We start from the raw sequence: 23310 nt of genomic DNA, 5'->3' as shown, positions 1-23310 counted from the left end.
ACACTCATGAAGGAAAGTTACATTAGCCTCACAACCGCTGGAGATTATTGACGCCGATCTGGCGCGATCGTAATGTCCGGTCAATCCCTAGAGACATCCCCCGGAGCGGCAAATGAAGCGACTGGCAGCGGTAGTGGCGTTGCTGGGTCTTGCCACCGCGACTGCGGCGTGCAGCGGTGGCACCACCAACAAGTCCGGCTCGGGCGGTGGAGGCGGGCTCTTCACCACGATCGACGTGAACAGGCCGGGCCTTGAGGCGTCGGCGCCGGCCAACCCGTACAACCCGAAGGGCAACTCCTTCCCCGGCTACAGCTCCATGAAGCTGGGCTGGGTCGTCAACCACCTGACCGACCCGAACAAGGCCCTGCCTGGTCTTGCGGCGAGCTGGGAGCTCGCGGACGACAACTCCGCGATCACGTTGAAGTTGCAGCCCAACGCGAAGTGGTCCGACGGCAAGCCGGTCACGGCCGAGGACGTCAAGATGTCCATCGGCATCGCCTACACGCAGGGCAGCACGGCGTTCTCGACCACCCCGGGCGCGGCGGGCGCCGCCGCGGAGGTCGAAGTGGTCGACCCGCAGACGGTGAAGATCACGCAGGACATGGCCAACCCGAGCCCCAAGTTCGCCCGCGGCGTGCTGGACACCACGATCCTGCCGGCGCACGTGTGGAGCAGTGTGCTCCCCGCCGACTTCTGGGACAAGCTCAAGGCCGCGCGCGGCGACGGCGCCGAGGCCGAGAAGGCCCGTGAGGAGATCTCGTCCCTGGGCGAGAAGGTCATCGCCTTCGCCCCGCCGAAGGACGTCTCCGCCGGCCCGTTCGTGCTGGAGCGGGTCAACCCCTCCGAGGCGCTGCTGGTCAAGAACAAGTACTTCTTCAACGCCGCCAACGTCGCTCCTTCGCAGGTGAAGTTCCTCAACTACACCGGCAACGAGCAGATCTGGAACTACCTCACCGCCGGCAAGCTCGACCACGCCGGGTTCACCGCCGCGCCGACGGACGTGATGAACCGGATCAAGGCCGCCTCCGGCAACGAGGTCATCAAGGGCTACTCGCCGGTGGCCGTGGGCATGGCCTTCAACCAGACCAAGAAGCCGTACGACAACGTGCACGTGCGCAGGGGCCTGGCCTACCTGATCGACCGCGATCAGGTCACCAAGGTCGCCTCGCCCGAGGGCGGCACGGCCGCCGCCACCACCAGCGGCATCCACCAGAAGGCCGCGCAGGCGTGGATCCCTGACACGGTCCCGCAGCTCGAGCCGTACAAGGTGGACCTGGCCAAGGCCGAGACGGAGTTCAAGGAAGCCGGCCTGGTCAAGAAGGACGGCAAGTGGACGCTGGCCGACGGCACGCCGTGGAAGGTCTCCATGCACGCGCCCGCCGGCTTCTCCGACTGGCTGTCGGCGCAGGAGAACATCAAGGGCCAGCTCATCAAGGCCGGCGTGGACGCGGAGGTCGTGACGACCGCCGACTACCCGCTGTACCTGGAGGAGCTGGCGGCCGGCAAGTACGACGTCGGCTTCTGGCTGATGGCGCTCGGCCCCGCGCCGTACGACATCTTCCAGCGCCTCTACGGCGCCTCCAACGGCTGGAACAACGTCGCGGGCAAGGTCACGCACAGCGCCCCCGGCAAGAACAACAACTGGATGGGCGGCCCCGAGGAGATCGAGGTCGACGGCGAGAAGATCAACCCCGGTGAGCTGACCGCCGAGCTGAACTCCGCCGACGAGGAGGCCGCCAAGCCGATCATGGCGAAGCTGGCCAAGGCCGCGAACCAGGACCTGCCGGTCATCCAGCTCTGGGACTACGTGAACACGCAGTTCGTCAACAACAACCGTTTCACCGGCTGGCCCCACGACGACGAGGTCCTGCGAATGGGCACCGGCGTGCTCCCCTCCGGCGTGTGGATCCAGCAAGGTCTGATCAAGGCGAAGCAGTAGCCTATGACGTCCATCGCACGGCGACTCGCGGGCCACCTGGCCCGCGGGTTCGTCATGATCCTCGTTGTCGCGACGATCAGCTTCTTCATCATCAACAACATCCCGGGCGACCCCATGGCCGCCCGCTACGAGAAGCTGATCGAGGGCGGCATGGCCCCCGAGGCGGCTCAGCAGGCGGTGAAGGTGCTGTACGGCTTCCAGCCGGACGGCACGCTGTGGCAGCAGTACAGCGAGTACATCACCGGCCTGCTCCGCCTCGACCTCGGTGTCTCGGTCACCAGGCCCGGCACCCCCGTGCTCGACGTGCTGACCGACGCGGCCAAGTGGACCGTTCTACCGGTGCTGGCCGGCACGCTGCTGAGCTTCCTCGTCGGAATCATCCTCGGCGTGTACGCGGCGATCAAGCGCACCGGCAAGCTCGGCGACGCGCTGTCCATCTCGGGCTCGCTGCTGCACGGCATCCCGCAGTACGTGCTGGCGATGCTGCTCGTGGTGATCTTCGCCACGCTCATCCCCATCCTGCCCGCCGACGGGTCGGTGGACATCCTGTACGAACCGGGGTTCAACGCCGGCTACATCGGCTCGCTCGTCGAGCACGCGATCCTGCCGGTCCTGACGTACGCGCTGTCGGCGTACGGCGGGTGGATCCTGGCGATGAAGTCGAGCGTCGTGACCGTGCTTGGTGACGACTTCATCCTGGCCGCCGAGCTGCGCGGGATGAAGCGTTCGATCGTCTTCAGGTACATCGCGCGCAACGCGATCCTGCCGCTGTTCACCATGCTCGCCCTGTCACTGGGGCTGCTGCTCGGCGGCGCGGTCTTCATCGAGAAGATCTTCAACTATCCGGGCCTCGGCTGGCTGCTGATCAGCAGCGTCACCGACCGCGACTACGCCCTGATGGGCGGCGCCTTCCTGCTGATCACGGCCGGGACCATCATCGCCAACATCGTGGCGGACCTGTTCTACACGGTCATCGACCCGCGGGTGCGCAGCGGAGAGGAGGCGTCGTGAGCGCCACGCTCATTCCGGAGACCGGTGCGGGCACCGGCTCGGCGGCCTCGGCCATGCGCCGCAACTTCTGGCGCGGCGTGTGGCGGGTGATGAGGCGCAAGCCCAGCCGCATGGTCGGCGTCGTCATCCTCGCGGGCTTCGTGATCATGGCGGTCGTCGGGCCCATGCTGCTGCCCGCCAACCTGCCGGGCGACACCAACGCGATCACCCAGCCGCCGAGCTGGGAGCACTGGTTCGGCACCGACCCGCAGGGGCGGGACGTGACCGCGCTGGTCATCAAGGGCTCGCGCTACGTGTTGCTGACCGCCGCGGTGACCGCGGTCATCACGGTCGTCGTCGGCACCGCGATCGGGCTGTTCTCGGGTTTCCGCCGGGGCCGCTGGGACACCGTGCTCATGCGGCTGACCGACATGAAGCTCACCATCCCCGGCCTGCCGCTGCTGCTGGTCCTCGCGACCGTGTGGCGCTTCAGCAGCCCGGTGCAGATGGGCCTCGTGCTCGGCCTGCTCGGCTGGGGCGGCGTGGCGCGGGCCGTGCGCTCGCAGACGCTGTCGCTGCGCGAGCGCGGGTTCATCGAGGCGGCGCGCGGGCTCGGCCTGTCCACGACGCACATCATCGGCAAGGAACTGCTGCCGAGCATGGCGCCGTACATCGCCATGAACATGCTCATCTCGGTCACCGGCGCGGTCTACTCGCAGGTGGGCCTGTTCTTTCTGGGCGTGCTGCCGTACGAGTCGGACAACTGGGGCGTGATGCTCAACCTGGCCGTGTTCCAGGCGGGCGCCATGATCACGCCGAACGCGCTGGGCTACCTGCTGGCTCCGCTGCTGGCGATCCTGCTGCTCACGCTCGGGATCGTGCTCGTGGTGGACGCCATGGACGAGATCTTCAATCCCCGGCTGCGCGAGGAGTAGAGGGTGAGCAACAAGGCGCCCGGAGTGCGCATCGGCGGCCTGACGGTCGTCTACAAGACCCCCGCGGGCGAGCTGCCCGCCGTCAGGGACGTCAGCCTGACGCTGGAGCCAGGCTCGATCACCGGCATCGTCGGCGAGTCGGGATCCGGCAAGTCGACGCTCGCGCTGTCGCTGCTCAACGCCGTGCAGCCGCCCGGCAGGATCGCGGCGGGCAGCGTCGAGATCGACGGGCTGGGCGACGTGGCGGCGCTGTCGGGCGAGCAGCTGCGCAAGGCGCGCGGCAAGCACATCGGCTACGTCTTCCAGGCCGCCCAGAACTCCCTCAACCCGCTCAAGACGGTCGGCAAGCAGCTGCTCGACCTGGGCCGTTCGCACGGGATCGAGGATCTGCGCGGGCTGGTGCGCGAGGCCAAGGAGCTGCTCGGCCGGATGGGCCTGGACGGCGCCCGCGTGCTCGACTCGCACCAGCACGAGCTGTCCGGCGGCATGCGCCAGCGGGTCGGCATCATGCTGGCGCTGGTGCTCAACGCCCACCTGGTGGTGCTGGACGAGCCGACGACCGCGCTCGACATGATCACCCAGGCGAACATCCTGAAGATCGTCCGCGAGGTGCACGCGGAGCGCGGCCTGACCACGCTGGTCATCACGCACGACATCGGCGTGGTGGCCGAGGTCGCCGACCGGCTGGCCGTCATGTACGGCGGCCGCCTCGTCGAGCAGGGCCCGACCAGGGAGGTGCTCGGCGCGCCCAGCCACCCGTACACGCGCGGCCTGATCAAGGCCATCCCGCGGCTCGTCGGCGACATCGACGAGGCGCAGGCGCTGCCGGGCCGGCCGCCCACGCTGGCGACCGTGCCGAAGCAGGGCTGCGTGTTCAGGGAGCGGTGCGCGCTGCGCATGGACGTGTGCGACACCGTGGACCCCGAGGCCGTCGAGCACGGCACGCGTACCGTGGCCTGTCACGCCGTGACCGTGAAGGAGCACGCATGATCACCGGAACCGGCGTCGTCAAGACGTTCAAGCAGCGGGGCAAGGTGCTCGGCGCCCGCGAGGTGCGGGCGCTGCGGGGCGTGGACTTCGCGATCCCCAAGGGCGGCGCGGCCTCGTTCATCGGCGAGTCCGGGTGCGGCAAGACCACGCTGGGGCGGATCATCGCGGGGCTGGAGTCGTACGACGAGGGCGAGATCGCGATCGACGGCGTCGAGCTGTCGGGGCTGAAGCCCAAGCAGCGCCAGCCGCACTTCCGCAAGATCCAGATGATCCACCAGGACCCGTACTCGGCTCTGAACCCGACCAGGACCGTCCACCAGACGCTGTTCGCGCCGCTCAGCCTGCGGGCCAGGCAGACCGGCCGCTCGCGCGCCTGGATCGAGGAGCGGGCCGCCGAGGTGCTCTCGCTGGTCGGCCTCGACCCGGGCTCGGTGCTGTCGCGCTACCCGCACCAGCTGTCCGGCGGCATGCGGCAGCGCGTGGTCATCGCCCGCGCGCTGACCGTGGACCCGGAGATGCTGGTCGCCGACGAGGCCGTCTCGATGATCGACGTCTCGCTGCGGCTGGGCATCCTCGCGCTGCTGAAGGATCTGCGCGAGCGGCTGGGCGTGAGCGTGCTGTTCATCACGCACGACGTGGCGACGGCCCGCTACATCGGCGGCGACGGCGAGCTGTACGTCATCTACCGTGGCCAGGTCGTCGAGCACGGCCCGGTGGACACGATCATCGCCGACCCGGTGCACCCGTACACGCAGTCGCTGCTGTCGGCCATCCCCGTCCTGCACGGTCTTGAGCAGCCGGGCGAGCAGCCCGTGGTGCCGCTGGAGTCGCTGGACGAGAGCCAGGCCGACGAGGGCTGCCTGTTCGCCCGCCGCTGCCCGTTCAGCACCGAGCGGTGCGCGTCGGAGCGGCCGCTGCTGCAGCTCACCGAGGGCGTGCCGCAGGAGCACGCGTGCTTCCACCCCGAGCGCCGCAGCGTGATCGCCCGCCCGATGAGCGAGGTGTGATGACGCACTCCGTGCGGGAATTCGACGCCGGAGAGGCCGCGCGGGTGGCCGAGTCGGCGCTGACGTCCGACGCCGGCGAGGGCGCCGCACTGGTGCGCAGCCTGGCGCGGCCCCCGGCCGAGCGGCGCTGGACCGCGCTGGCCGTGGACGGCGGCGTCGTGATGGCCTCGCTCAACTCGGTGGACCCGGCGATCGGTCACGTCGACCTGCTGGCCGTGGAGCCCTCGGCCCAGGGCGCAGGGCGCGGGCGGGCGCTGGTGCGGGCGGCCGAGGACTGGCTGCGCGGCCAGGGCGCCCGCGAGGCCCGCTTCGCCGGCAACCCGCCCTGCTACGCCTGGCCGGGCATCGACGTGCGCTACACCGCCGCCGCCTGCCTGGCCGAGCGCCTCGGCTACGAGCGCTACGAGGTGGCCTGGAACATGACCGCCGACCTGCGGCACGCCGACCTGTCCGTCGAGGACGAGCTGGCCGGGCTCAAGCGCGCGGGCGTGTCCGTGCACGGCCTCGGCGCGGAGGCGGACCGTGGGCGGGTGGGGGCCTTCGTCGCCGAGCATTGGAACGATCGCTGGGCCTGGGAGGCGGTCAACGCGGCCGGGCTGCACTACGCGGAACGCGACGGCCGCGTCCTCGGCTTCGCGGCCTGGGGAGCGCGGCCGTCCTGGTTCGGCCCCATGGGCACCGCGCCCGACGCCCGCGGTCTCGGCCTCGGGCGCGTGCTGCTGCGCAGGTGCCTGGCCGAGCAGCGGGCCGCCGGGCAGGACCACGCCCAGATCGGGTGGGTGGGGCCGTTGCGGTTCTACTCGCGCGCCGTGGGCGCGCGAGCCGAACGCGTCTTCTGGCTCTACCGGCGCGATCTGGCGTGATGGGCCGGTCAGTACAGAAGTCCTCCCTCAGGGTGGGCGGGCGGCGGGCACAGCTCGCGCGGGTCCCCACCGGCCTCCAGGCACTTCTTGAGCGTGCCGGACCCCCACAGGTGGTCGAGGAACAGCTCAGGGCCCTCCCAGCGCAGCTCGTCCGGGTGGAGGGTGCGGGCCACGTGCAGCATCGACAGGCCCGTCAGCACCGGCCGGAACGCGGCGGGGTCGTGCACGTGGAGCTGCACCCCCCGTACGGGGACGCCGGCGTGCTTGTGGAACGTCGGCGTGAACCACGCCTCCCTGAACCGCACCCCCGGCAGGCCCAGCTCGCCGAGCGCCGGGGCGAAGCGCGCGTCCAGGTACGGCGCCCCGACCAGCTCGAACGGCCGGGTCGTGCCGCGCCCCTCGGAGAAGTTGGTGCCCTCGAACAGGCCGGTGCCGGGATAGACCAGCGCGGTCTCCGGGGTCGGCATGTTGACCGAGGGCATCACCCAGGGCAGCCCCGTGCCGGCGTGGGTCATCTCCCGCCGCCAGCCCTCCATCGTGACGACGGTCAGGTCGAGGTCGAAGCCGTACAGGCCGGCCAGTTCCCCGGCCGTCCTGCCGTGCCGCAGCGGCAGCGGGAAGCGGCCGACGAAGCTCGCGTACGCCGGGTCGAGCAGCGGCCCCTCCTCGACCGTCCCGCCCAGCGGGTTGGGCCGGTCCAGCACCACGAACCGCAGCCCGAGCCGGGCCGCCGCGGCCATGAGGTCGTACATGGTCCACACGTAGGTGTAGAAGCGGGCGCCCACGTCGGCGATGTCGAAGACCAGCGTGTCCACCCCGGAGGCGGCCACCACCGCGTCGAGGGCGTCGCCGGAGAGCTTGTGCGTGTCGTAGACCGGCAGGCCGGTCCGCTCGTCCACGCCGTCGGCCTCGCTGCCCGCGGCCTGCGCGGTGCCGCGCAGGCCGTGCTCGGGGCCGAAGAGCGCGGTCAGGTTCAGGCCCGCCGCCAGCAGGGCGTCGGGTGTGGGGGTCAGATCGGGCAGGACGCCGGTGGGATTGGTGATCAGGCCGAGACGCGTGCCGCCCGCCAGGGCGGGATCCGCGGCCAGCCGTTCGGCTCCTGTTCGTACGTGTGGCATGAACCCATTGTCTGAAAGATATTTACAAGAGAGAAGTAGAGGGTGGAAATTAGCGACATGATTGATCCGCTATCAGAGCCGTCCACCGAGCAGAGCGACCCCCGCTACGCCCAGATCGACAGGCTGCCGACCGTGCAGCTCGCCCGGCTGATGAACCAGGCCGACGCCGCCGTGCCCGCCGCCGTCGCGGTGGTGCTCCCGGCGATCTCGGCGGCGATCGACGCCATCGCCGAACGGATGGGCCAGGGCGGCCGGCTGCTCTATGTCGGTGCCGGCACGTCGGGGCGCTTGGCCGTGCTCGACGCCAGCGAGTGCCCGCCGACGTTCGGCACCGACCCGTCGCTGGTGCAGGGCATCATCGCCGGCGGGCCGGACGCGCTCACCCGTTCCGTTGAGGGGGCAGAGGACGACGCCGAGGCCGGCGCCGCCGCGCTGAAGGACCTGGAGGTGGGACCGCTCGACTCGGTGGTGGGCGTGTCCGCCAGCGGGCGGGCTCCTTTCGTGCTGGGCGCGCTGGCGGAGGCGCGCGGCCGCGGCGCGCTGACCGTGGGGCTGTCGTGCAACGACGACGCGCCGCTGTCGGCCGCCGCCGAGCACGCCATCGAGGTGGTCGTGGGGCCCGAGGTGGTGACCGGCTCGACCCGGTTGAAAGCGGGCACGGCCCAGAAGCTCGTGCTGAACATGATCTCGACGATCTCGATGGTCAAGCTGGGCCGCACGTACGGGAACAAGATGATCGAGATGTCGGCCATGAACAGCAAGCTCGCCGGGCGGGCGCTGCGCATCGTCAGCGACATCACCGGCGCCGACCAGGAGACGGCCGGCGCGGCGCTGGACGCGGCGGGCGGCCAGGCGAAGGTCGCGGTGCTGATGATCAGGCACGGCCTCGACGCCGACGCGGCCAGGGCGCTGCTGAGCTCGCACGGCGAACGCCTCAGCGACGCGCTCAGCGGCTGAGACGTCCGGGCGGGCGGTCGAACTTCACGATGAGGAGGACGGGGATGTCGGACCGGCTGGAGGCGATCCTGACGGCGGCGGTGCCCGAGGTGTGCCCCGCCGCGGTGGCGCTGATCGCCGTGGACGGCTCCGTGGCGGCCCAGGCGTCCGCCGGGGAGCTGGTGCGGTACGCGGACGCCGGCGGCACGCTCGCCGCCGGCCGCCCGCCGGCCCGCCGCGACTCGATCTTCGACCTGGCCTCGGTCAGCAAGCTGTTCACCACGACGGTGCTGCTCTCACTGGCCGAGGAGGGCAGGCTGGACCTCGACGCGCCGGTGACCGCGCACCTGCCGCACGCCGATCCCCGCATCACCCCGCGCCGCCTGCTCACCCACACGGCGGGCCTGCCGCCGACCCGCCGCATCGACCAGGAGCTGCCGGACGCGGACGCCGGCGCCCGCCTGGCCGCCATGGTCGCCACGCCGTCCGCGCATCCGGTCGGCGGCCCCTACCTCTACAGCGACGTCGGCATGATCATGGCCGGCCGCCTGGCCGAGCTGACCGGAGGGGCGCCGCTGGACGTGCTGGTACGCGAGCGGGTCACCGGCCCGCTGGGGTTGCCCGACACGGGCTACCGGCCGGGCCCCGAGGTGCTCGGGCGGGTGGCCGCCACCGAGTGGAAGGCCGAGCGTCCAGTGCCGGGGTGCGTGCGGGGCGAGGTGCACGACGAGACCGCGTACGCGCTCGGTGGCGTGGCGGGGCACGCGGGCGTCTTCGCCCCCGCCGACGACCTGCTGGCCTTCGGCGAGGCGCTGCGGCTGGGCGGCGGGCCGGTGCTGGGCGCGGCGGCCGTGGCGGAGATGACACGCGACCAGGGCGCCGAGGGGGCGCCGTTCCGTCACGGGCTGGGCGTGCGGATCGGCGATCCAGGCATCGTCGGGCCGCTCAAGGACGCGTACGGCCACTCGGGCTTCACCGGCACGTCCCTGGTGGTCGACCCGGCCCGCCGCCTCACCGTGGTGCTGCTGACGAACGCCGTGCACCCCGTACGCGGCCGCGAGGGCGTCAGGGAGCTGCGGAAGGCGGTGGCGGAGGAGGCGGCCCGCCTGTCCGGCCTCTTGACGTAGCCTGCGAAGTATGAGCGTCGAGCTGAACCACACGATCGTCCCCGCGAGGGACCGGGACGCCACGGCGGATTTCCTCGTGGACGTGCTCGGTCTCGAGCCGGCGCCGGTCTACGGGCCCTTCCGCGTCGTCACGCTCGCCAACGGCGTCTCGCTCGACGTCGTGCAGGCCGGCGATGACGTGCCGGGGCAGCACTACGCGTTCCTGGTGAGCGAGGAGGAGTTCGACCGCATCCGGGGCCGGATCGAGGAGCGCGGGCTGACCTACTGGGCCGATCCGTACCACCAGGAGCCGGGGCGGATCAACACCAACGACGGCGGGCGCGGGCTCTACTGGTCCGACCCCGACGGGCACAATCTGGAGATCATCACCGTGCCCTACGGCGGCGGCTAGGGAGCCAGCGCCTCCAGGGCCTCCTCGGCCCTGCGCATCGCCTCCTCGGGGCCGGCGGCCGGGATGTCCTGGTCGAAGTTCAGGTCGTGGAAGACGTCGGTCACGCCGACCGCGCCCAGGGCCGCAACGTCGCGGCGGATCTTGTCGTACGTGCCCGACAGCGGCCGGTCCTCGTCGGCGGCCCGCACCCGCGTCACCCCGCGCACCACGAAGCGGAACGCGCCGGGGTCGCGCCCGGACGCGGCCAGCTCCGCCTTGATCATCTCGATCCTGCCGCCGATGGCCGCCAGGTCCTCCCTGCTGGAGCTGACCCACCCGTCGGCCAGCCGGGCCGCCCTGCGCAGCGCGACGTCGGCCGACCCGCCGAGCAGGACGCGCGGCGGCCCCGGCTCTGGCTTGGGGTCGATGTGGGCGGCCGGCACCCGGTAGAAGTCGCCGCTGTGCTCGACCACGTCGTCGCTCCACGCCCGGCGCAGCAGTTCGACGAACTCCTCGCCCCTGCGCCCGCGCCGCTCCATGCCGACGCCGCTCGCCTCGAACTCCTCGGGCAGCCAGCCCAGGCCGATGCCGGCGGTGACCCGGCCGCCGGACAGCGTCTGCAGGGTGGCGAGCTGCTTGGCCAGCAGGATCGGCGGCACGTACGCGTTGATCACCGCGACGCCGAGCCCGATGCGGCCTGTCACGGCCGACACGTGGGACAGCGTGATCAGCGGGTCGTGGACGGCGCGGTAGGTGGGGCCCATGGTGCTGCCGACCGGATAGAGCAGCCGCTGGAACGTCCACAGCTCCGCGTAGCCGAGCTCCTCGGCCCGGACGGCGACACGGCGCATGTGCTCGGGTGTGGCCCACGGCCCTGACACGGGTACGGCGAAACCGATTCTCATGCGCCCAGTTTTCCCTACGCCGCCGCCGGGAGCCGCGCCACCTGCGGACGAAATAGGCTGTACGCGTGGGTCTCGAGGAGGAGCTGGCGGGCATCGCCGCCGCGTACGGCGGCACCGGAACGCCCGTGTGGCACCCGACGCGCACCGACGTGAAGGTGTTACGGCTGGGCGAGGTCGTGGTGAAGGCCCACTCGGCGCGCGACGACGCCGAGTCGCTGCGGCCACGGCTGCGCGCCGCCGCGTCGGCCGCGGTGAGCGGCGTGATGCTGGCCCCGCTGGTGCCCGAGGTGCTGTCGGCGGCGGGGCGCGCGGTCACGGTGTGGCCGGCCGGGCGGCCGATCTCGCAGGACGACGACCCCGGCGCGGCTCCCTGGGAGGAGGGCGCCCGGCTGCTGGCCAGGCTGCACGCGGTGCCGCTGACGTTCCTGCCGGCGCTGCCGCCCGCCGGAGGCCCGGCCAGGGCGGCCCGCGCGGTCGATCGCATGCCCGGCGACGGGCCGGTGGAGCAGCTGATCAGGCGGGCGTTCAAGGAGCTGCCCGAGCCGCCGCCGCTGCCCGGGCTGCCGACGCACGGCGACTGGCATCTCGGCCAGCTCGTCCACCGCGACAGGTGGCTGCTCATCGACGTCGACGACCTGGGCGTGGGCGACCCGGCGTGGGACCTCGCGCGGCCCGCCGCCTGGTACGCGGCCGGCCTGCTCGAACCGGCCGTGTGGGAGCGGTTCCTCGGCGCCTACCTCGCCTCCGGCGGGCCCGCCCTGGGCCCTGGCGACGACCCGTGGCGGTGGCTCGACGTGCCGGCCAGGGCGCTGACCGTGCAGCTCGCGGCGGTGGCCGTGGTCAACGCGGACCGCGAGGGCCGGGAACTCGACGAGGTCGAACATTCGTTAGTCGAGGCGTGCAACAGAATCGTCAGGGCGTGACGGCGTTGCGCGCGGTAGGTTTCAACCCTGAGACCTCGAAGTCAAGGAGAGCGACTTAGATGCAGTGCCCCAAGTGCCGCGGGAACATGCGGACTTACGAGCGCAACGGCGTCCACATCGAGCAGTGCGACAACTGCCGGGGTATCTTCCTCGACTACGGCGAGCTCGAGACGCTGACCCGGATGGAGTCGCAGTACCACGCGGCTCCCCCGCCCCCTCCGTCGGCTCCCGGGCCGGCCTGGGGAGCCCCCCACCACGGCGGCCACCACTACGGCCACCACCGTCAGCGCAGCTGGGTGGGCATGCTCTTCTCCACCTGATCCTCTTGAGGCCGCGCCCCGCCAGGGAGCGCGGCCTTTCCCGTCGCCGGGCTCCTGGCGGGCCTGGTCGCGGGGCTAGCCCGGGAAGTCCTCGGGGTCCACCGGCGCGGTGCGGGCGTTGCCGCCGCTGATCGTGTGCAGCGTGAGCCGCCAGTCGTGCCAGAGGATCTGCGTCGCCGTGTACGTCGTCTTGAACTTCACGGTCTTCTCGAAGCGTTCGAAGCTGCACTCGCGGGTGAAGGCGCCCGACTTGCCGTCCCAGTCGGTGCCGTGCGTGAAGTAGATCTTGTAGTTGCCGTCGCGCACGCCCTTGACCTTGAACGTCGCCTTCCTGCGCACGTACACGCTGAACACCTTGCTGCCGCCCCTGAGCGCGGTCACCACGGCGTCGAGGCTGCCGCCGTTGTCGATCTCCAGCGAGCTGCGGCCGTCGAGCGTGCCGCCCTTCTTGACGAACGCGCCGTTGCGCAGCCGCCGCGTACGCCGCTCGCCCGCCTTGACCGTCACCACGTCGGCCGGGTAGTCGCCGGCGGTCTGCAGGGCGCGGCCCGCCTTGTCGAGCGCGGTCAGCTTGTCGCCGAGGTCGGTGAGCACCGCCGACGGGGTGCACAGGTCGCGGGAGCCGACCTTGCCCGCCGTCGAGCCGAGGCCGGTGGCGACCTCGCGCAGGCTGGCGACGTACGCCTCGTGCTGGGCGCGTACGGCGTCGGGCGGGGTGAGGGCGGACAGCGCCTCGGCGGCGCCGCTCAGCGCCTCCTCGGCCCGTCCCACCCGCGTGTCGAGCGCCTTGACGCCGCGTGCCTTGGTCAGGCCGCTGATCGCGTCGGTCATCGCCTTGCGCCGGCTCTCCAGCTCGCCCTTGTACGCCTCGGGCGTCAGAGCGGCCGAGGTCTCCTTGCCGTCGGTGGCAGGGGCGGTGCCCTCGCCGCCCGCGACGCCGCTCACCTTCGACTCGCCCCCGGTGGGTGACTCACCGGCCGCTGAGCACGCGCCGAGCGTGGTGAGGGTCGCCAGAGCGAGAACGGAGGAGATCAACCGGGGTGTAGCCACCTGCCACACTATCTCCGGGTTGATCCCCAACCGTCAATTCACGATTCCGACAGTCCCTCCTCCCGGTCCTGCCGCAGCCACCGGGTGATCCCGAGCGTCTCCAGGAACGGCAGGTCGTGGCCGGCCACGATCACTGCGCCCCGGTACGCCGCCGGCGCCTCGGCCGGCCGCCTGACGCCGGGCAGGTCGAGCTTGTCGGTCGGCCCGGTCCCCGCGGAAGCGCTCGCCGCTCGGCCCGCTCCTCCGCGGAACAGGAAGCGTCACGCCCCACGGCATGGCGAGAACCATCGACTGGAGCGCCACCGCCGCCTTAGAGTCGGGCCATCACCCCCCAGGAGGTCAGGCATGTCCAGCATTCCCTCCCTGCTCCGCGACCGGATCGCGGCCACCCCCGACGCCGAGGCGTACCGCGTGCCCTCGGACGACGGGTGGACCTCGTTGTCATGGCGTGAGGTGGGCGACCGGGTGCGCGGGCTGGCCCTCGGCCTGGCGCAGCTCGGCTCGGGCCCCGGCACCCGCGTGTCGATCCTCTGCTCGACCCGCCTCGAATGGATCCTGTGCGATCTCGCCGTGCTGGCGACCGGAGCGGCCACGACCACGATCTACCCGTCCAACACCGCGGCGGAGTCCGCGTTCATCATCAACGACTCCGGCAGCACGATCGTCGTCGCCGAGAACGACGACCAGGTCGCCAAGCTGAGGTCGGTGCAGAAGGAGCTCCCCGACGTCACGCACGTGATCGTCATCGACGGCGCGGCCGGTGACGACGGCTGGGTGATCCCGCTCGCCTCGGTCGCCGCGAGCGAGGGCGACTACGACGCCATGGTGGACGCCATCGCCCAGGACTCCCTGGCCACGCTCATCTACACCTCGGGCACCACCGGCCGCCCCAAGGGCGTCGAGCTGACCCACGACAACTGGCTCTACACCGCCGAGGCGGTCCGCGAGGTCGGCCTCATCTCCCCCAGCGACCTGCACTTCCTGTGGCTGCCGCTGTCGCACTCGTTCGGCAAGCTGCTGGAGGTGGTGATGATCGGGCAGGGCGTGCCGACCGCGATCGACGGCCGCCTCGACAAGATCGCCGAGAACCTCGGCGTGCTGCGGCCGACCGTGATGGCCGCCGCGCCGCGCATCTTCGAGAAGATCCACAACACGGTCGTGGCGAACATGCGCAACGACGGCGGGCTCAAGCTGCGCATCTTCGAGTGGGCGCGCAGGACCGGCATCAGGGTGAGCAGGGCCCGCCAGCGCGGCGTGCCGGTGCCGGTGACCACCCGCGCCGAGTACGCGCTCGCCGACCGGCTGGTCTTCGCCAAGCTGCGCGAGCGGTTCGGCGGCCGGATCCGCTTCTTCATCTCGGGCGCGGCCCCGCTGTCGCAGGACATCGCCGAGTTCTTCGACGCGGCCGGCCTGACCATCCTCGAGGGGTACGGGCTGACGGAGTCGTCGGCCGGCGCCTTCCTCAACCGGCCGGAGTCGGTCAGGTTCGGCACGGTCGGGCTGCCGTTCCCCGGCACCGAGGTGCGCATCGCCGAGGACGGCGAGATCCTCATCAAGGGACGCGGCATCATGCGCGGCTACCACGGCCTGCCCGAGGAGACGGCCGAGGCGCTGGAGGACGGCTGGCTGCGCACCGGCGACATCGGCGAGGTGGACGAGGCCGGGCGGCTGCGCATCACGGACCGCAAGAAGGAGCTGATCAAGACCTCGGGCGGCAAGTACGTCGCCCCGACCTACCTGGAGGGCCGGATCAAGGCGGCCTGCCCGTACGTGTCGCACGTGTTCGTGCACGGCGACCGCCGCAACTACGTCACCTGCCTGGTCACCCTCGACATGGAGGTGGTCAAGCCGTGGGCCGAGGCGGAGTCGCTGCCTCTCGACCCCGAGGAGCTGCGCGAGCACCCGCGCGTGCGCGCCGAGGTCGAGAAGGCGATCGAGCAGGTCAACGCGGGCGAGGCCAGCTACGCCACGGTCAAGAAGTTCGCGATCCTGGCGAGCGACTTCACGGTGGAGACGGGTGAGCTGACCCCCAGCCTCAAGATCAAGCGCAGGGCCGTCGAGGAGCGCCACGGCGGCGTCCTCGACGCCTTCTACAGCTGACGCCTGAGCGCTGCCGGGCCCGGGAAGGGGCTCAGAGCACCCGCTTGGCGCCCGGCAGCGACCGCACCAGATAGGCCAGCCCCCAGCACAGCGGCAGCGCGAGCACCAGCATGATCGCGAACTTGACGATGGCGATCGCCTGGATCCAGCTCAGCGCGTGGCCGAGCCCGACCAGCACGAGCGGGTGCAGGATGTAGACGGTGAAGGCGTGCTGGGCGAGGAAGCGCCCGCGCGGCCCCTGGGTGCCGAACCGCTCCCTGAACAGCACGGTCAGCCCGATGATCATGCTGACGGCGAAGACCGACTCCCACAGCGCGGTCAGCGAGCTGGAGACGAGGCCGGTGGTCACGAGCGAGGCGGGCAGCACGGTCGCGCTCGCCCCGGCGGCCGTGAGCAGCCCGATCCGGCCGGCCCGCGCGGGCAGCGAGGCGAACCAGCCGCGCCGCCAGGCCACGCATCCGGCCGCGAACATGGCGATGTACTGCGGCAGGAAGCTGACCGACGGCAGCCCGAGCACGGGGATGTACGTGCCGGTCGGCACCGGGATCCGCCACAGGGCCGTCACGGCCGCGAGCCCGAGCGTGAACAGCACGACCTGCCGCGTGCGCAACGGCACGTCCGCGCGCTCCGGCGCCGGCCTGCGGGCCCGCCAGGCGGCGTAGACCAGCGCGAACACGATCAGCACCTCGGCGAACCACATCGGGCCCGGGTCCCAGGAGAACAGGTAGAACTGCCAGTACGGCATGCCGGGCAGGTCCGCCAGCGCGCCGAAGTTCACCATCGGGCGCAGCACCACGAGGAAGGCGAGCAGCGGGACGCCGAGCCTGATCAGCCGGTCGCGCACGAACGCGCGCCCGCCCTTGCGCGCGTGGGAGCCCGGCGTGAAGAAGCCGGAGATGAGGAAGAAGAAGCCCATGAAGAACGCCTGGTTGAAGACCACCAGCAGGTCCAGCAGGCTGCCTGAGGGGTCACGGGCCGGCTCCAGGTAGAACCAGACGGGGATGTTGCCGTACGTGAGGGCGACGTGGTGGGCGACCACCAGCACGGTCAGCACGACGCGCAGGTTGTCGACGGCGTGGAGCCTGGTGGTCCTGGTGGCGGGGGCGGCGGTCTCTGTCGTCATGCGCGGCAGGCCCTTTCGAAGAGGTCGGCGAGCTCGGTGGCGTGGGCGTCGAGGTCGTGGTCGGGGTGGGCGGCCCAGTAGGCGAACATGCTGTCGATGGCGGCCGAATGCGTGACGGCCATGACCCGGGTGTCGAAGCTCCTGAACTCGCCGCTCTCCTGGCCCATCCGGTAGAAGTACTCAAACGTCTGGTAGATCGGCTCGCTGGTGTGCACGCCGTAGCGGGGCTGGCCGTCGGCTCCCCTGAAGTTGTTGAAGATCTCTCCGAGGGCAGCGAGCTGGGTGCGGTGGCCGCGCATGTGCTCGGCCACGGCCAGCACGTACGTCCTGAGCAGCTCGCTCGCCGTGGTGCGGCCCTCCATCCTGGCCGCGACGTGCTCGGCGATGCGTCCGTAGGTCCGCTCGACCACCTCTTCCATCAGCTCGTCCTTGCCGGCGAAGTGGTAGGAGATCACTCCCTTGCTGATGCCGGCGTGCTTGGCGATCCGGGCGAGCGACGCCTGACCGTAGCCGGCCTCGGCGATCACCTCGATGGCCGAGGCCACGATCTGCGCCCGCCTGGCCTCCTCGATGAACGAGCGAGACTTCTGGCCGCCCGGCTCATTTTCTGACCGCATGGCCAAAATCTAACACACATGGCCAGAAAGCACGACGACCCCCCGCGTCCGCGGGGGGTCGTCCATCGGGGCGTCTAGGACTCGAGCCGGCTCGTGTAGACCGCCCTGGCCTGCTGCAACAGCGACATGTGGTCGCCGAACTGGTACGGGCTGGCCAGCCGCCCGTGCTGGCGGATGAGCTGCTCCAGCAGGTCGAGCCACTCCAGGCACCACAGCACGTCCTCGCGCCTGGCCACCGGCCGGCCGTCCACGTCCACGTAGACGGGGCTGGTCAGCGCGTAGCCGGTGGCGGTCAGCGTGCGCGGATGCGGCGCGCACAGGACCTCGGCCACCACGTACGTGGACGCGTCCAGCGTCAGCTCGGCCGTCACGGTCAGCGGCTCGTCGCCGCAGTCGCGGCCGTCGGGGGCCAGCCGCTCGGCCCCCGCGCACAGGCCGTCGGCGGTGCGGATGCGGATCGCCACCGCCTCGGGCCCGACGGTGGCGGCCGTGACGCTGATGCGGTCGCCCGCGGTGGCGTGGATGACGTGGCCGGGGCCGTGGCCGTTCACGCTCAGCTCCAGCCAGGGGCCGGTGGTGGCGAACGTGCGGCCCGCGCGTACGGCGGCGGCGAACGAGCGCGCCGTCAGCCCTCCCTCGACCTGCGCGTAGACGCGGGCCCAGCCGGGCGGGTTCGACTGGGTGTCGGAACGGGTGAAGGAGATCATCGCGTCGGTGCCCGCGGTGACGGCCAGCCGGTTGCCCGCGCCGATCAGCCGCCGGTAGACCGCCGCCGTGGCCGGGATGGAGGCGTGGGTGAGCACGTCGAGGCTGTCCACCAGCCCGAGCGCGGCGTCGGCGACCAGCTCGCGGGCGGCGCAGTTGCGCGGCACCGGCGAGACCACGCCCGTGGGCGGGTCGCCGTCGCCGATCGGGGTGCGGAAGGGATGGCTGTAGCCGACCAGCGCGCCGAGTCCGCGCAGCTCGCGCAGCCCGTCGGCGTTCGGCGGCCAGTCGGCGTCGCCGTCGAAGCCCGTGTGGTAGCGGCCTGGGGCCGAGCGCGGCGCGAAGGCGTAGACGTGGCCGAGCAGGTCGTTGCGGTATTCGACGCCCATCCTGGCCACGTGGGTGCCGTCGGACCAGGGCAGGTCGCGGCCGGTCCAGTGTTCGAGCGCCTCCCTGTCGTAGACCCGGCGGCCCGAGACGTTGCCCGCCAGCAGGTTGAGCACGTGGAGGTCCTCGCCGTGCTGGGCGGCGGCCGCGTCGGCGGGCACGGCCACCAGGTCGCCCGCCCAGTTGAGATGGACGTGCAGGTCGCCGCCGTACCAGCCGCGGGCGGCGGCGTCGTACAGGCGGTCCGGGGTCAGCTCGACGAGCCGCTCGGCCCCGGGGCCGGGGGTGAGGGCGAGCTCGCGCTCGCCGTACTCCATGCCCCTGGCCGCCCGCACGGTCAGCGGCAGGCTGGGGACCTCGACGACGAGGTCGTCGCCGTGGAAGTAGGGGCGGCCGTGGTAGTCGTAGCGGTGCGGCACGCCGGAGGGGAACCAGCCGCTGCCGTCCTCGTCCACGACGCTCCACCGGCACGGCGTGCCCGCCGACAGCCGCAGCCTGGCCGCGGGCACGTGGCGTACGAGCGTGTCGAGCCTGACGCGCTCGCCGTCCACCAGGATCGTGCTGTCCTCGTCCACCTCCACCAGCCAGGCGCCGTGCGGCGCCAGCACCCGGCCGGCGCCGTCGACGGCGACCTGGCAGGGCTCCTCGCGCTTGGAGTCGAACAGCAGCGAGATCCGCTCGCCGCCGCGGCCGGGCAGCCCCGCCGTGCGCGCCTCCTGCCAGGGCGCGGCGGACCCGCCGTGCTCGGGCGCCTGCGCCTCACCCGGCTCCACCACGAACGGCACGTGGCCGCGCGCCTGCTCCTTCGTGCCGCCGCCCGCGCGGGAGGTCCGCGTGCCGACCAGCACCGTACGCGGCGCGCCCTCCAGCACCGCGCCGCCCTGCTTGATGCGGACGGCGACGAGGTGGCCGGGCAGCTCACCGTCGAGGGTGTCGCGCAGGACGCGGTCGTAGTCGGGCTCGGCGAGCCGGGCGGCGAGCCGGTCGTGCGGCTCGTCCGGGTGGTCGGCCGCGACGGCCTGGAGGACCAGGGACCAGAAGCGGTCGAAGAGCGCGGGCGGCAGGACCCTCCGCCGGGCGAAGAACTTCACGTAATGGATCTCCGGTTCTCCCCAGGTGATGCCGTGTCGGTCGAGGAGGCGGCCGTACTCCTCGAGCTCGTCGGTCACCCTTCCGGGCAGCATCGATTCCGCACCCATGTGCGCCTCCCCCACGTCGGTTGGGCGCCATCGTGGCATGGTTCACCGGGCGGTTTCGCCGGGCCGGAGCGGGGCGGAGGGGGAATCCTCATCCCCGGGAGAGGTATCTCCACCTGCGGGGTTCCGATGCTGCTCCGCCCGCCGGTTCAGGATCGGGTGAATGCGGACAGAATGCGTTCCGCCGCCAGCGCGGGCGTCAACTCGCCCGCCAGCACCTCGCGCTCGACCTCCGCGCTGATCTCCGCCACCCGGGGGTCGGCGCGCAGCTCGGCCAGCAGCCGGTCCTTGACCAGGGTCCAGGTCCAGCCCACCTGCTGGCGGCGGCGCTTGGCGGCGAGGTCGAGGCCCTCCTGATGGGCGAGCACCTTGGCCCAGACCTCGTCCAGCCCGTCGCCGGTCAAGGCGCTGCAGGTCAGGACCGGGGGTGGGGGCGCGTCGGAGCGCAGCATGCGCAGCGCGCCCGCCAGCTCGCGGGCGGCCTTGCGCGCGGGCAGCTCGTACTCGCCGTCGGCCTTGTTGACCGCGATGACGTCGGCGAGCTCCAGCACGCCCTTCTTGATGCCCTGGAGCTGGTCGCCGGTGCGGGCCAGGGTGAGCAGCAGGAACGTGTCCACCATGTCGGCCACCGCGGTCTCCGACTGCCCGACCCCCACGGTCTCCACCACGACGACGTCGAAGCCGGCCGCCTCCACCACCACCATGGCCTCCCTGGTGGCCTTCGTCACGCCGCCGAGCGTGCCCGAGGTGGGCGAGGGCCTGATGAAGGCGGCGGGGTCGGCCGCCAGGCGGGACATGCGGGTCTTGTCGCCGAGGATGCTGCCGCCCGTCCTGGTGGAGGACGGGTCCACGGCCAGGACGGCCACCTTGTGCCCCTGCCCGGTCAGGCGGGTGCCGAGGGCGTCGATGAACGTGGACTTGCCGACCCCCGGCACGCCCGAGACGCCGACCCTGCGGGCGTGCCCGGTGAGCGGGGTCAGCTCGACGAGCAGCCGTTGCGCGAGCGCGTTGTGGTCGGGTCTGGTCGACTCCACCAAAGTGATCGCGCGGGCGATCCAGGTGCGCGAACCGGCCCGTACGCCGCGGGCGTAGTCCTCCAGCGAATGCACCCTACTTACCCCTTTCTTCGCAGTTGATCAGCCTAACTTCTGACAAATCTTGACTTTTGCCAGTAGGGTGCTGGAGTTCTGATCTCAGCCGTCACAGGAGTCACTCCCCTCATGCCCAATGTCGAACCCCTCCGCGAGGGCGACCCGGCAGCGGTGGGACCCTACCGGCTGGTCGGGCGCCTCGGCGCGGGCGGCCACGGTGTCGTCTACCTCGGTCAGGCACGCAACGGAACCCCGGTCGCCGTCAAGGTGCTGCGCGAGGGGCTCACCGTGGACGACCGCGTGGACGACCGCCTGGCCGCGGCCATCGCCGCCGCGCGCACGGTCGAGCCGTTCTGCCTCGCGCGGGTGCTCGACGCCTCGACCAGCGGCAGGGCGTACATCGTGGCCGAGTACGTGGACGGGCCCTCGCTGCAGCAGGCCGGCCGGCGCGGCGGCGCGGAGCTGCAGCGGCTCGCCGTCGCCACCGCGACCGCGCTCGACGCCATCCACCAGGCCGGCGTCGTGCACGGCGACCTCACGCCGTCCAACGTGCTGCTCGGCCCCGACGGGGCCAAGGTCGTGGACTTCGGCATCGCCGCGGCGCTCGGCTCGGGCATGAAGGCCACCAGCAACATCGTGGGGACGCCCGCGTACATGGCGCCCGAGCAGCTCGCCGGGCGGCCCGTGGGGGCGGCGGCCGACGTGTTCTCGTGGGCGTCCGTCCTGGTGTTCGCGGCCACCGGCGTGCCGCCGTTCGGCGACGACGCGCTGCCCGCCGTGATCAACCGCATCCTGCGGGAGGAGCCGCAGCTCGGCGAGCTGGGCCGGCCGCTGCGCGACATCGTCGCCGCCTGCCTGGTCAAGGACCCCGGGGCGCGGCCGTCGATGCGTGACGTGCTGCTGGAGCTGACGGCGCCCTCGCGGCGCACCCTGGCCCCGCACGCGGCCCCCGACGCCTACGACACGCCGGACAGGCAGGGCGTGCCCCCGATGCCCCGCCGCCGCCCCGCCGAGGCGACGACCCGCGACTTCGGCCCCACCCAAGACCCCGCCTCCGGGGACCCCCACGCCCGCACCGGCGCGGCGCACGGCAGCGAGGCCCCTGGTGTCGCCGCAGGACACTCGCACGACGGCAGACCCTCATACGACGCGCACCTCCACGACTACGACGTGCGTCCCGGCGCCCGGCCGCACGATCCCCACGGCGACGGTCACCCCCGCGACGCGCACGGCGGGGCGCATCCGCACGACCCGCGCGGGCGGGCTCGTCCGCACGACGCTCACAGTGACGTATGGGGTGACGTGCGCGGGCGCGACGAACACCAGCGGCCCGGGCAGGGCGAGCACGACGTCAGCGGGCAGAACGGGCAGACCGCCGCGTCGCTGCAGGCGCTGTTCGACATGTCGTCCACGGTGGAGCCGTCTTCCGGCGAGCGGGAACGGCCCGGAGCGGGCATGGCGCTGGGCGCCCCCGTCGCCTTCGACGCACCGCCCGCCTCGCGCACGGCCGACGGCCACACCTCGGCGGGCGGACCCGGCGGGACGGGAGCGAGCGGGTTCGGGTCCGGCGTCGCAGGCGCACGCTCCGGGTTCGAGGACCGGGCGGCGGGACTCGGCGCCGCGGAGGCCGGGCACGGCGGTTCGGCCAGCGGGCGCGGCGCTGCGGAGGCCGGGCACGGCGCTGCGGCGGATGGGCACGGCGCTGCGGCGGATGGCTTCGGTGCCATCGCCGGTGGATTCGGCGGCGCCGGTGGATTCGGCAGCAGCGGTGGTGACGGCGGGATCGGCGGCGCCGAGGGCGGTGGGCAGGCTGCGGCCGGCGGGCAGGAGAGCGGGAAGGGCGCGGGTAAGGCGGGCAAGCCGTCGCGGCGGCGGCGGGTCAAGACCGTGGCCGTCGCGGGCGTCTCCGGCGTGTCCGTGTGCGCGCTGGCCGGCGCGATCGTCTGGCTCACCCCGACGGAGCCGACCCCCAAGACGGGAGAGGTGCCCGCGAGCAGCGGCACCCCCACCGCACCGGCGGCCACACCATCGGCCACCGCACCGGCCACCGCACCGGCCACCGCACCGGCCGACTCGTCCTCCGATCAGGCCAGGAGCCGGCGCCCCACCCCGCAGTCGGACGGCACCGCGACCACCGTCCCGGCCGACGACCGCACGACCAGCACCACCTCGGGCGCGAACCGGCTCCGCCTCGTCTACGTGCGCCCCGGCGGCACGAGGAGCGGCGACTGCTGGTCGGGCGGCCAGGTGACGCTCCAGGCCCTGGTACGGCGTAGCGGCACCGCGACGACCTTCACCTATGCCTGGCTCGTGGACGGCACGTCGATCGCCCGCTCCTCGGCGGTGATCTCGGCGAACGGCGAGCGCTACCTCGCCGCACCCCGCACCCTGCGCAGCACCGGCGGCGTCCACCGCGTCACCCTGCGCATCACCACCCCGGTCACCGTCGAACGCACGGTCTCGGTCCCCATGTGCGAACAGGGCACCTACTGACCCTCCCGACCAACCCGGCACACACCTCCCGAGCGGCCCAGGCCCTGCACCCCCTGCGGGCCCCCGGGCCCTCACCTTCCGCGCCACCCGGTCCCGCACACCTCCGTGACGGCCGAGGCCCCGCA

20 protein-coding genes are annotated in these 23310 nt (G+C 72.3%); 13 read left to right on the top strand and 7 right to left on the bottom strand.

Translation table 11 applies throughout. The features are described 5' to 3' along the window. The first annotated feature begins 112 nt into the window (after positions 1-112). Genes AB0K28_RS08015 through AB0K28_RS07990 form a run of 6 tightly spaced genes read left to right on the top strand, consistent with a single transcriptional unit; the run spans position 113 to position 6724 of the window. Complete coding sequence (locus tag AB0K28_RS08015) at positions 113-1939, top strand: ABC transporter substrate-binding protein (protein ID WP_345401969.1); 1827 nt, start codon at positions 113-115, stop codon at positions 1937-1939. 3 nt (positions 1940-1942) lie between these two features. Next, entirely contained in the window at positions 1943-2950 is a 1008-nt protein-coding gene (locus AB0K28_RS08010) for an ABC transporter permease (protein ID WP_364366512.1), read from the top strand. Continuing rightward, a complete protein-coding gene (locus AB0K28_RS08005) occupies positions 2947-3864 on the top strand; it encodes an ABC transporter permease (protein WP_345401963.1) in 918 nt (305 codons plus the stop codon). Before AB0K28_RS08010 ends, AB0K28_RS08005 begins: the two co-directional genes overlap by 4 nt. A gap of 3 nt (positions 3865-3867) precedes the next feature. Beyond that, positions 3868-4854 carry an ABC transporter ATP-binding protein gene (locus AB0K28_RS08000; RefSeq protein WP_364366510.1) on the top strand — a complete coding sequence of 329 codons (987 nt, stop codon included), beginning with the start codon at positions 3868-3870 and terminating at the stop codon, positions 4852-4854. After that, positions 4851-5861, top strand: a complete 1011-nt coding sequence (locus tag AB0K28_RS07995) for an ABC transporter ATP-binding protein (protein WP_364366507.1) — start codon at positions 4851-4853, stop codon at positions 5859-5861. Before AB0K28_RS08000 ends, AB0K28_RS07995 begins: the two co-directional genes overlap by 4 nt. Then, a complete protein-coding gene (locus AB0K28_RS07990) occupies positions 5861-6724 on the top strand; it encodes a GNAT family N-acetyltransferase (protein ID WP_364366504.1) in 864 nt (287 codons plus the stop codon). Before AB0K28_RS07995 ends, AB0K28_RS07990 begins: the two co-directional genes overlap by 1 nt. 8 nt (positions 6725-6732) lie before the next feature. Here AB0K28_RS07990 and AB0K28_RS07985 read toward each other — a convergent pair whose 3' ends face one another. Further along, positions 6733-7842, bottom strand: a complete 1110-nt coding sequence (locus AB0K28_RS07985) for a DUF1343 domain-containing protein (protein WP_364366501.1) — start codon at positions 7840-7842, stop codon at positions 6733-6735. Positions 7843-7899: 57 nt separating this feature from the next. On the opposite strand from AB0K28_RS07985, the gene murQ reads away from it, so the two are divergent. From murQ to AB0K28_RS07970, 3 genes are read left to right on the top strand one after another with little or no spacing between them, the layout of a single operon-like run. Further along, the gene (gene murQ / locus AB0K28_RS07980) at positions 7900-8799 is read left to right on the top strand and encodes an N-acetylmuramic acid 6-phosphate etherase (RefSeq protein ID WP_345401954.1); all 900 of its coding nucleotides are present in this window, start codon (positions 7900-7902) and stop codon (positions 8797-8799) included. 44 nt (positions 8800-8843) lie between these two features. Continuing rightward, entirely contained in the window at positions 8844-9905 is a 1062-nt protein-coding gene (locus AB0K28_RS07975) for a serine hydrolase domain-containing protein (RefSeq protein WP_364366498.1), read from the top strand. Between the two features lie 10 nt (positions 9906-9915). Then, positions 9916-10296: a VOC family protein gene (locus tag AB0K28_RS07970; protein ID WP_345401948.1), complete on the top strand. Its 381-nt coding sequence runs from the start codon at positions 9916-9918 to the stop codon at positions 10294-10296. Here AB0K28_RS07970 and AB0K28_RS07965 read toward each other — a convergent pair. Further along, positions 10293-11180: a TIGR03619 family F420-dependent LLM class oxidoreductase gene (locus AB0K28_RS07965; protein ID WP_345401945.1), complete on the bottom strand. Its 888-nt coding sequence runs from the start codon at positions 11178-11180 to the stop codon at positions 10293-10295. The two genes, AB0K28_RS07970 and AB0K28_RS07965, sit on opposite strands and share 4 nt — an antisense overlap. A gap of 65 nt (positions 11181-11245) precedes the next feature. Here AB0K28_RS07965 and AB0K28_RS07960 point away from each other — a divergent pair, with 65 nt between their 5' ends. After that, the gene (locus AB0K28_RS07960) at positions 11246-12103 is read left to right on the top strand and encodes a phosphotransferase (RefSeq protein ID WP_345401942.1); all 858 of its coding nucleotides are present in this window, start codon (positions 11246-11248) and stop codon (positions 12101-12103) included. 59 nt (positions 12104-12162) lie between these two features. Continuing rightward, positions 12163-12423 carry a zf-TFIIB domain-containing protein gene (locus AB0K28_RS07955; protein ID WP_364366495.1) on the top strand — a complete coding sequence of 87 codons (261 nt, stop codon included), beginning with the start codon at positions 12163-12165 and terminating at the stop codon, positions 12421-12423. 75 nt (positions 12424-12498) lie between these two features. Here AB0K28_RS07955 and AB0K28_RS07950 read toward each other — a convergent pair whose 3' ends face one another. Next, positions 12499-13473 carry a hypothetical protein gene (locus AB0K28_RS07950; protein ID WP_364366492.1) on the bottom strand — a complete coding sequence of 325 codons (975 nt, stop codon included), beginning with the start codon at positions 13471-13473 and terminating at the stop codon, positions 12499-12501. A gap of 345 nt (positions 13474-13818) precedes the next feature. Here AB0K28_RS07950 and AB0K28_RS07945 point away from each other — a divergent pair, with 345 nt between their 5' ends. After that, entirely contained in the window at positions 13819-15573 is a 1755-nt protein-coding gene (locus AB0K28_RS07945; protein ID WP_364366489.1) for a long-chain fatty acid--CoA ligase, read from the top strand. A gap of 31 nt (positions 15574-15604) precedes the next feature. Here AB0K28_RS07945 and AB0K28_RS07940 read toward each other — a convergent pair whose 3' ends face one another. The 4 genes from AB0K28_RS07940 to meaB all read right to left on the bottom strand — a co-directional run bounded on the left by AB0K28_RS07940 (position 15605) and on the right by meaB (position 20710). Then, positions 15605-16696 (bottom strand): acyltransferase family protein, encoded by a 1092-nt coding sequence (locus AB0K28_RS07940; protein ID WP_364366487.1) that lies wholly within the window; start codon positions 16694-16696, stop codon positions 15605-15607. Then, the gene (locus AB0K28_RS07935; protein ID WP_364366483.1) at positions 16693-17313 is read right to left on the bottom strand and encodes a TetR/AcrR family transcriptional regulator; all 621 of its coding nucleotides are present in this window, start codon (positions 17311-17313) and stop codon (positions 16693-16695) included. Before AB0K28_RS07935 ends, AB0K28_RS07940 begins: the two co-directional genes overlap by 4 nt. 74 nt (positions 17314-17387) lie before the next feature. Further along, on the bottom strand, positions 17388-19604 hold the full coding sequence (locus tag AB0K28_RS07930) for a CehA/McbA family metallohydrolase (protein ID WP_364366480.1): 2217 nt from the start codon (positions 19602-19604) through the stop codon (positions 17388-17390). 146 nt (positions 19605-19750) lie between these two features. Beyond that, entirely contained in the window at positions 19751-20710 is a 960-nt protein-coding gene (meaB, locus tag AB0K28_RS07925) for a methylmalonyl Co-A mutase-associated GTPase MeaB (protein WP_364366477.1), read from the bottom strand. A gap of 111 nt (positions 20711-20821) precedes the next feature. Here meaB and AB0K28_RS07920 point away from each other — a divergent pair, with 111 nt between their 5' ends. Further along, a complete protein-coding gene (locus tag AB0K28_RS07920; RefSeq protein ID WP_364366475.1) occupies positions 20822-23185 on the top strand; it encodes a serine/threonine-protein kinase in 2364 nt (787 codons plus the stop codon). Positions 23186-23310 lie beyond the last annotated feature (125 nt).

It is taken from the genome of Nonomuraea sp. NPDC049504 (assembly GCF_040676845.1).
GTDB lineage: Bacteria > Actinomycetota > Actinomycetes > Streptosporangiales > Streptosporangiaceae > Nonomuraea > Nonomuraea salmonea.
The sequence above is the reverse complement of the archived record's forward strand: the minus strand, read 5'-3'. Positions and strand labels throughout refer to the sequence as shown.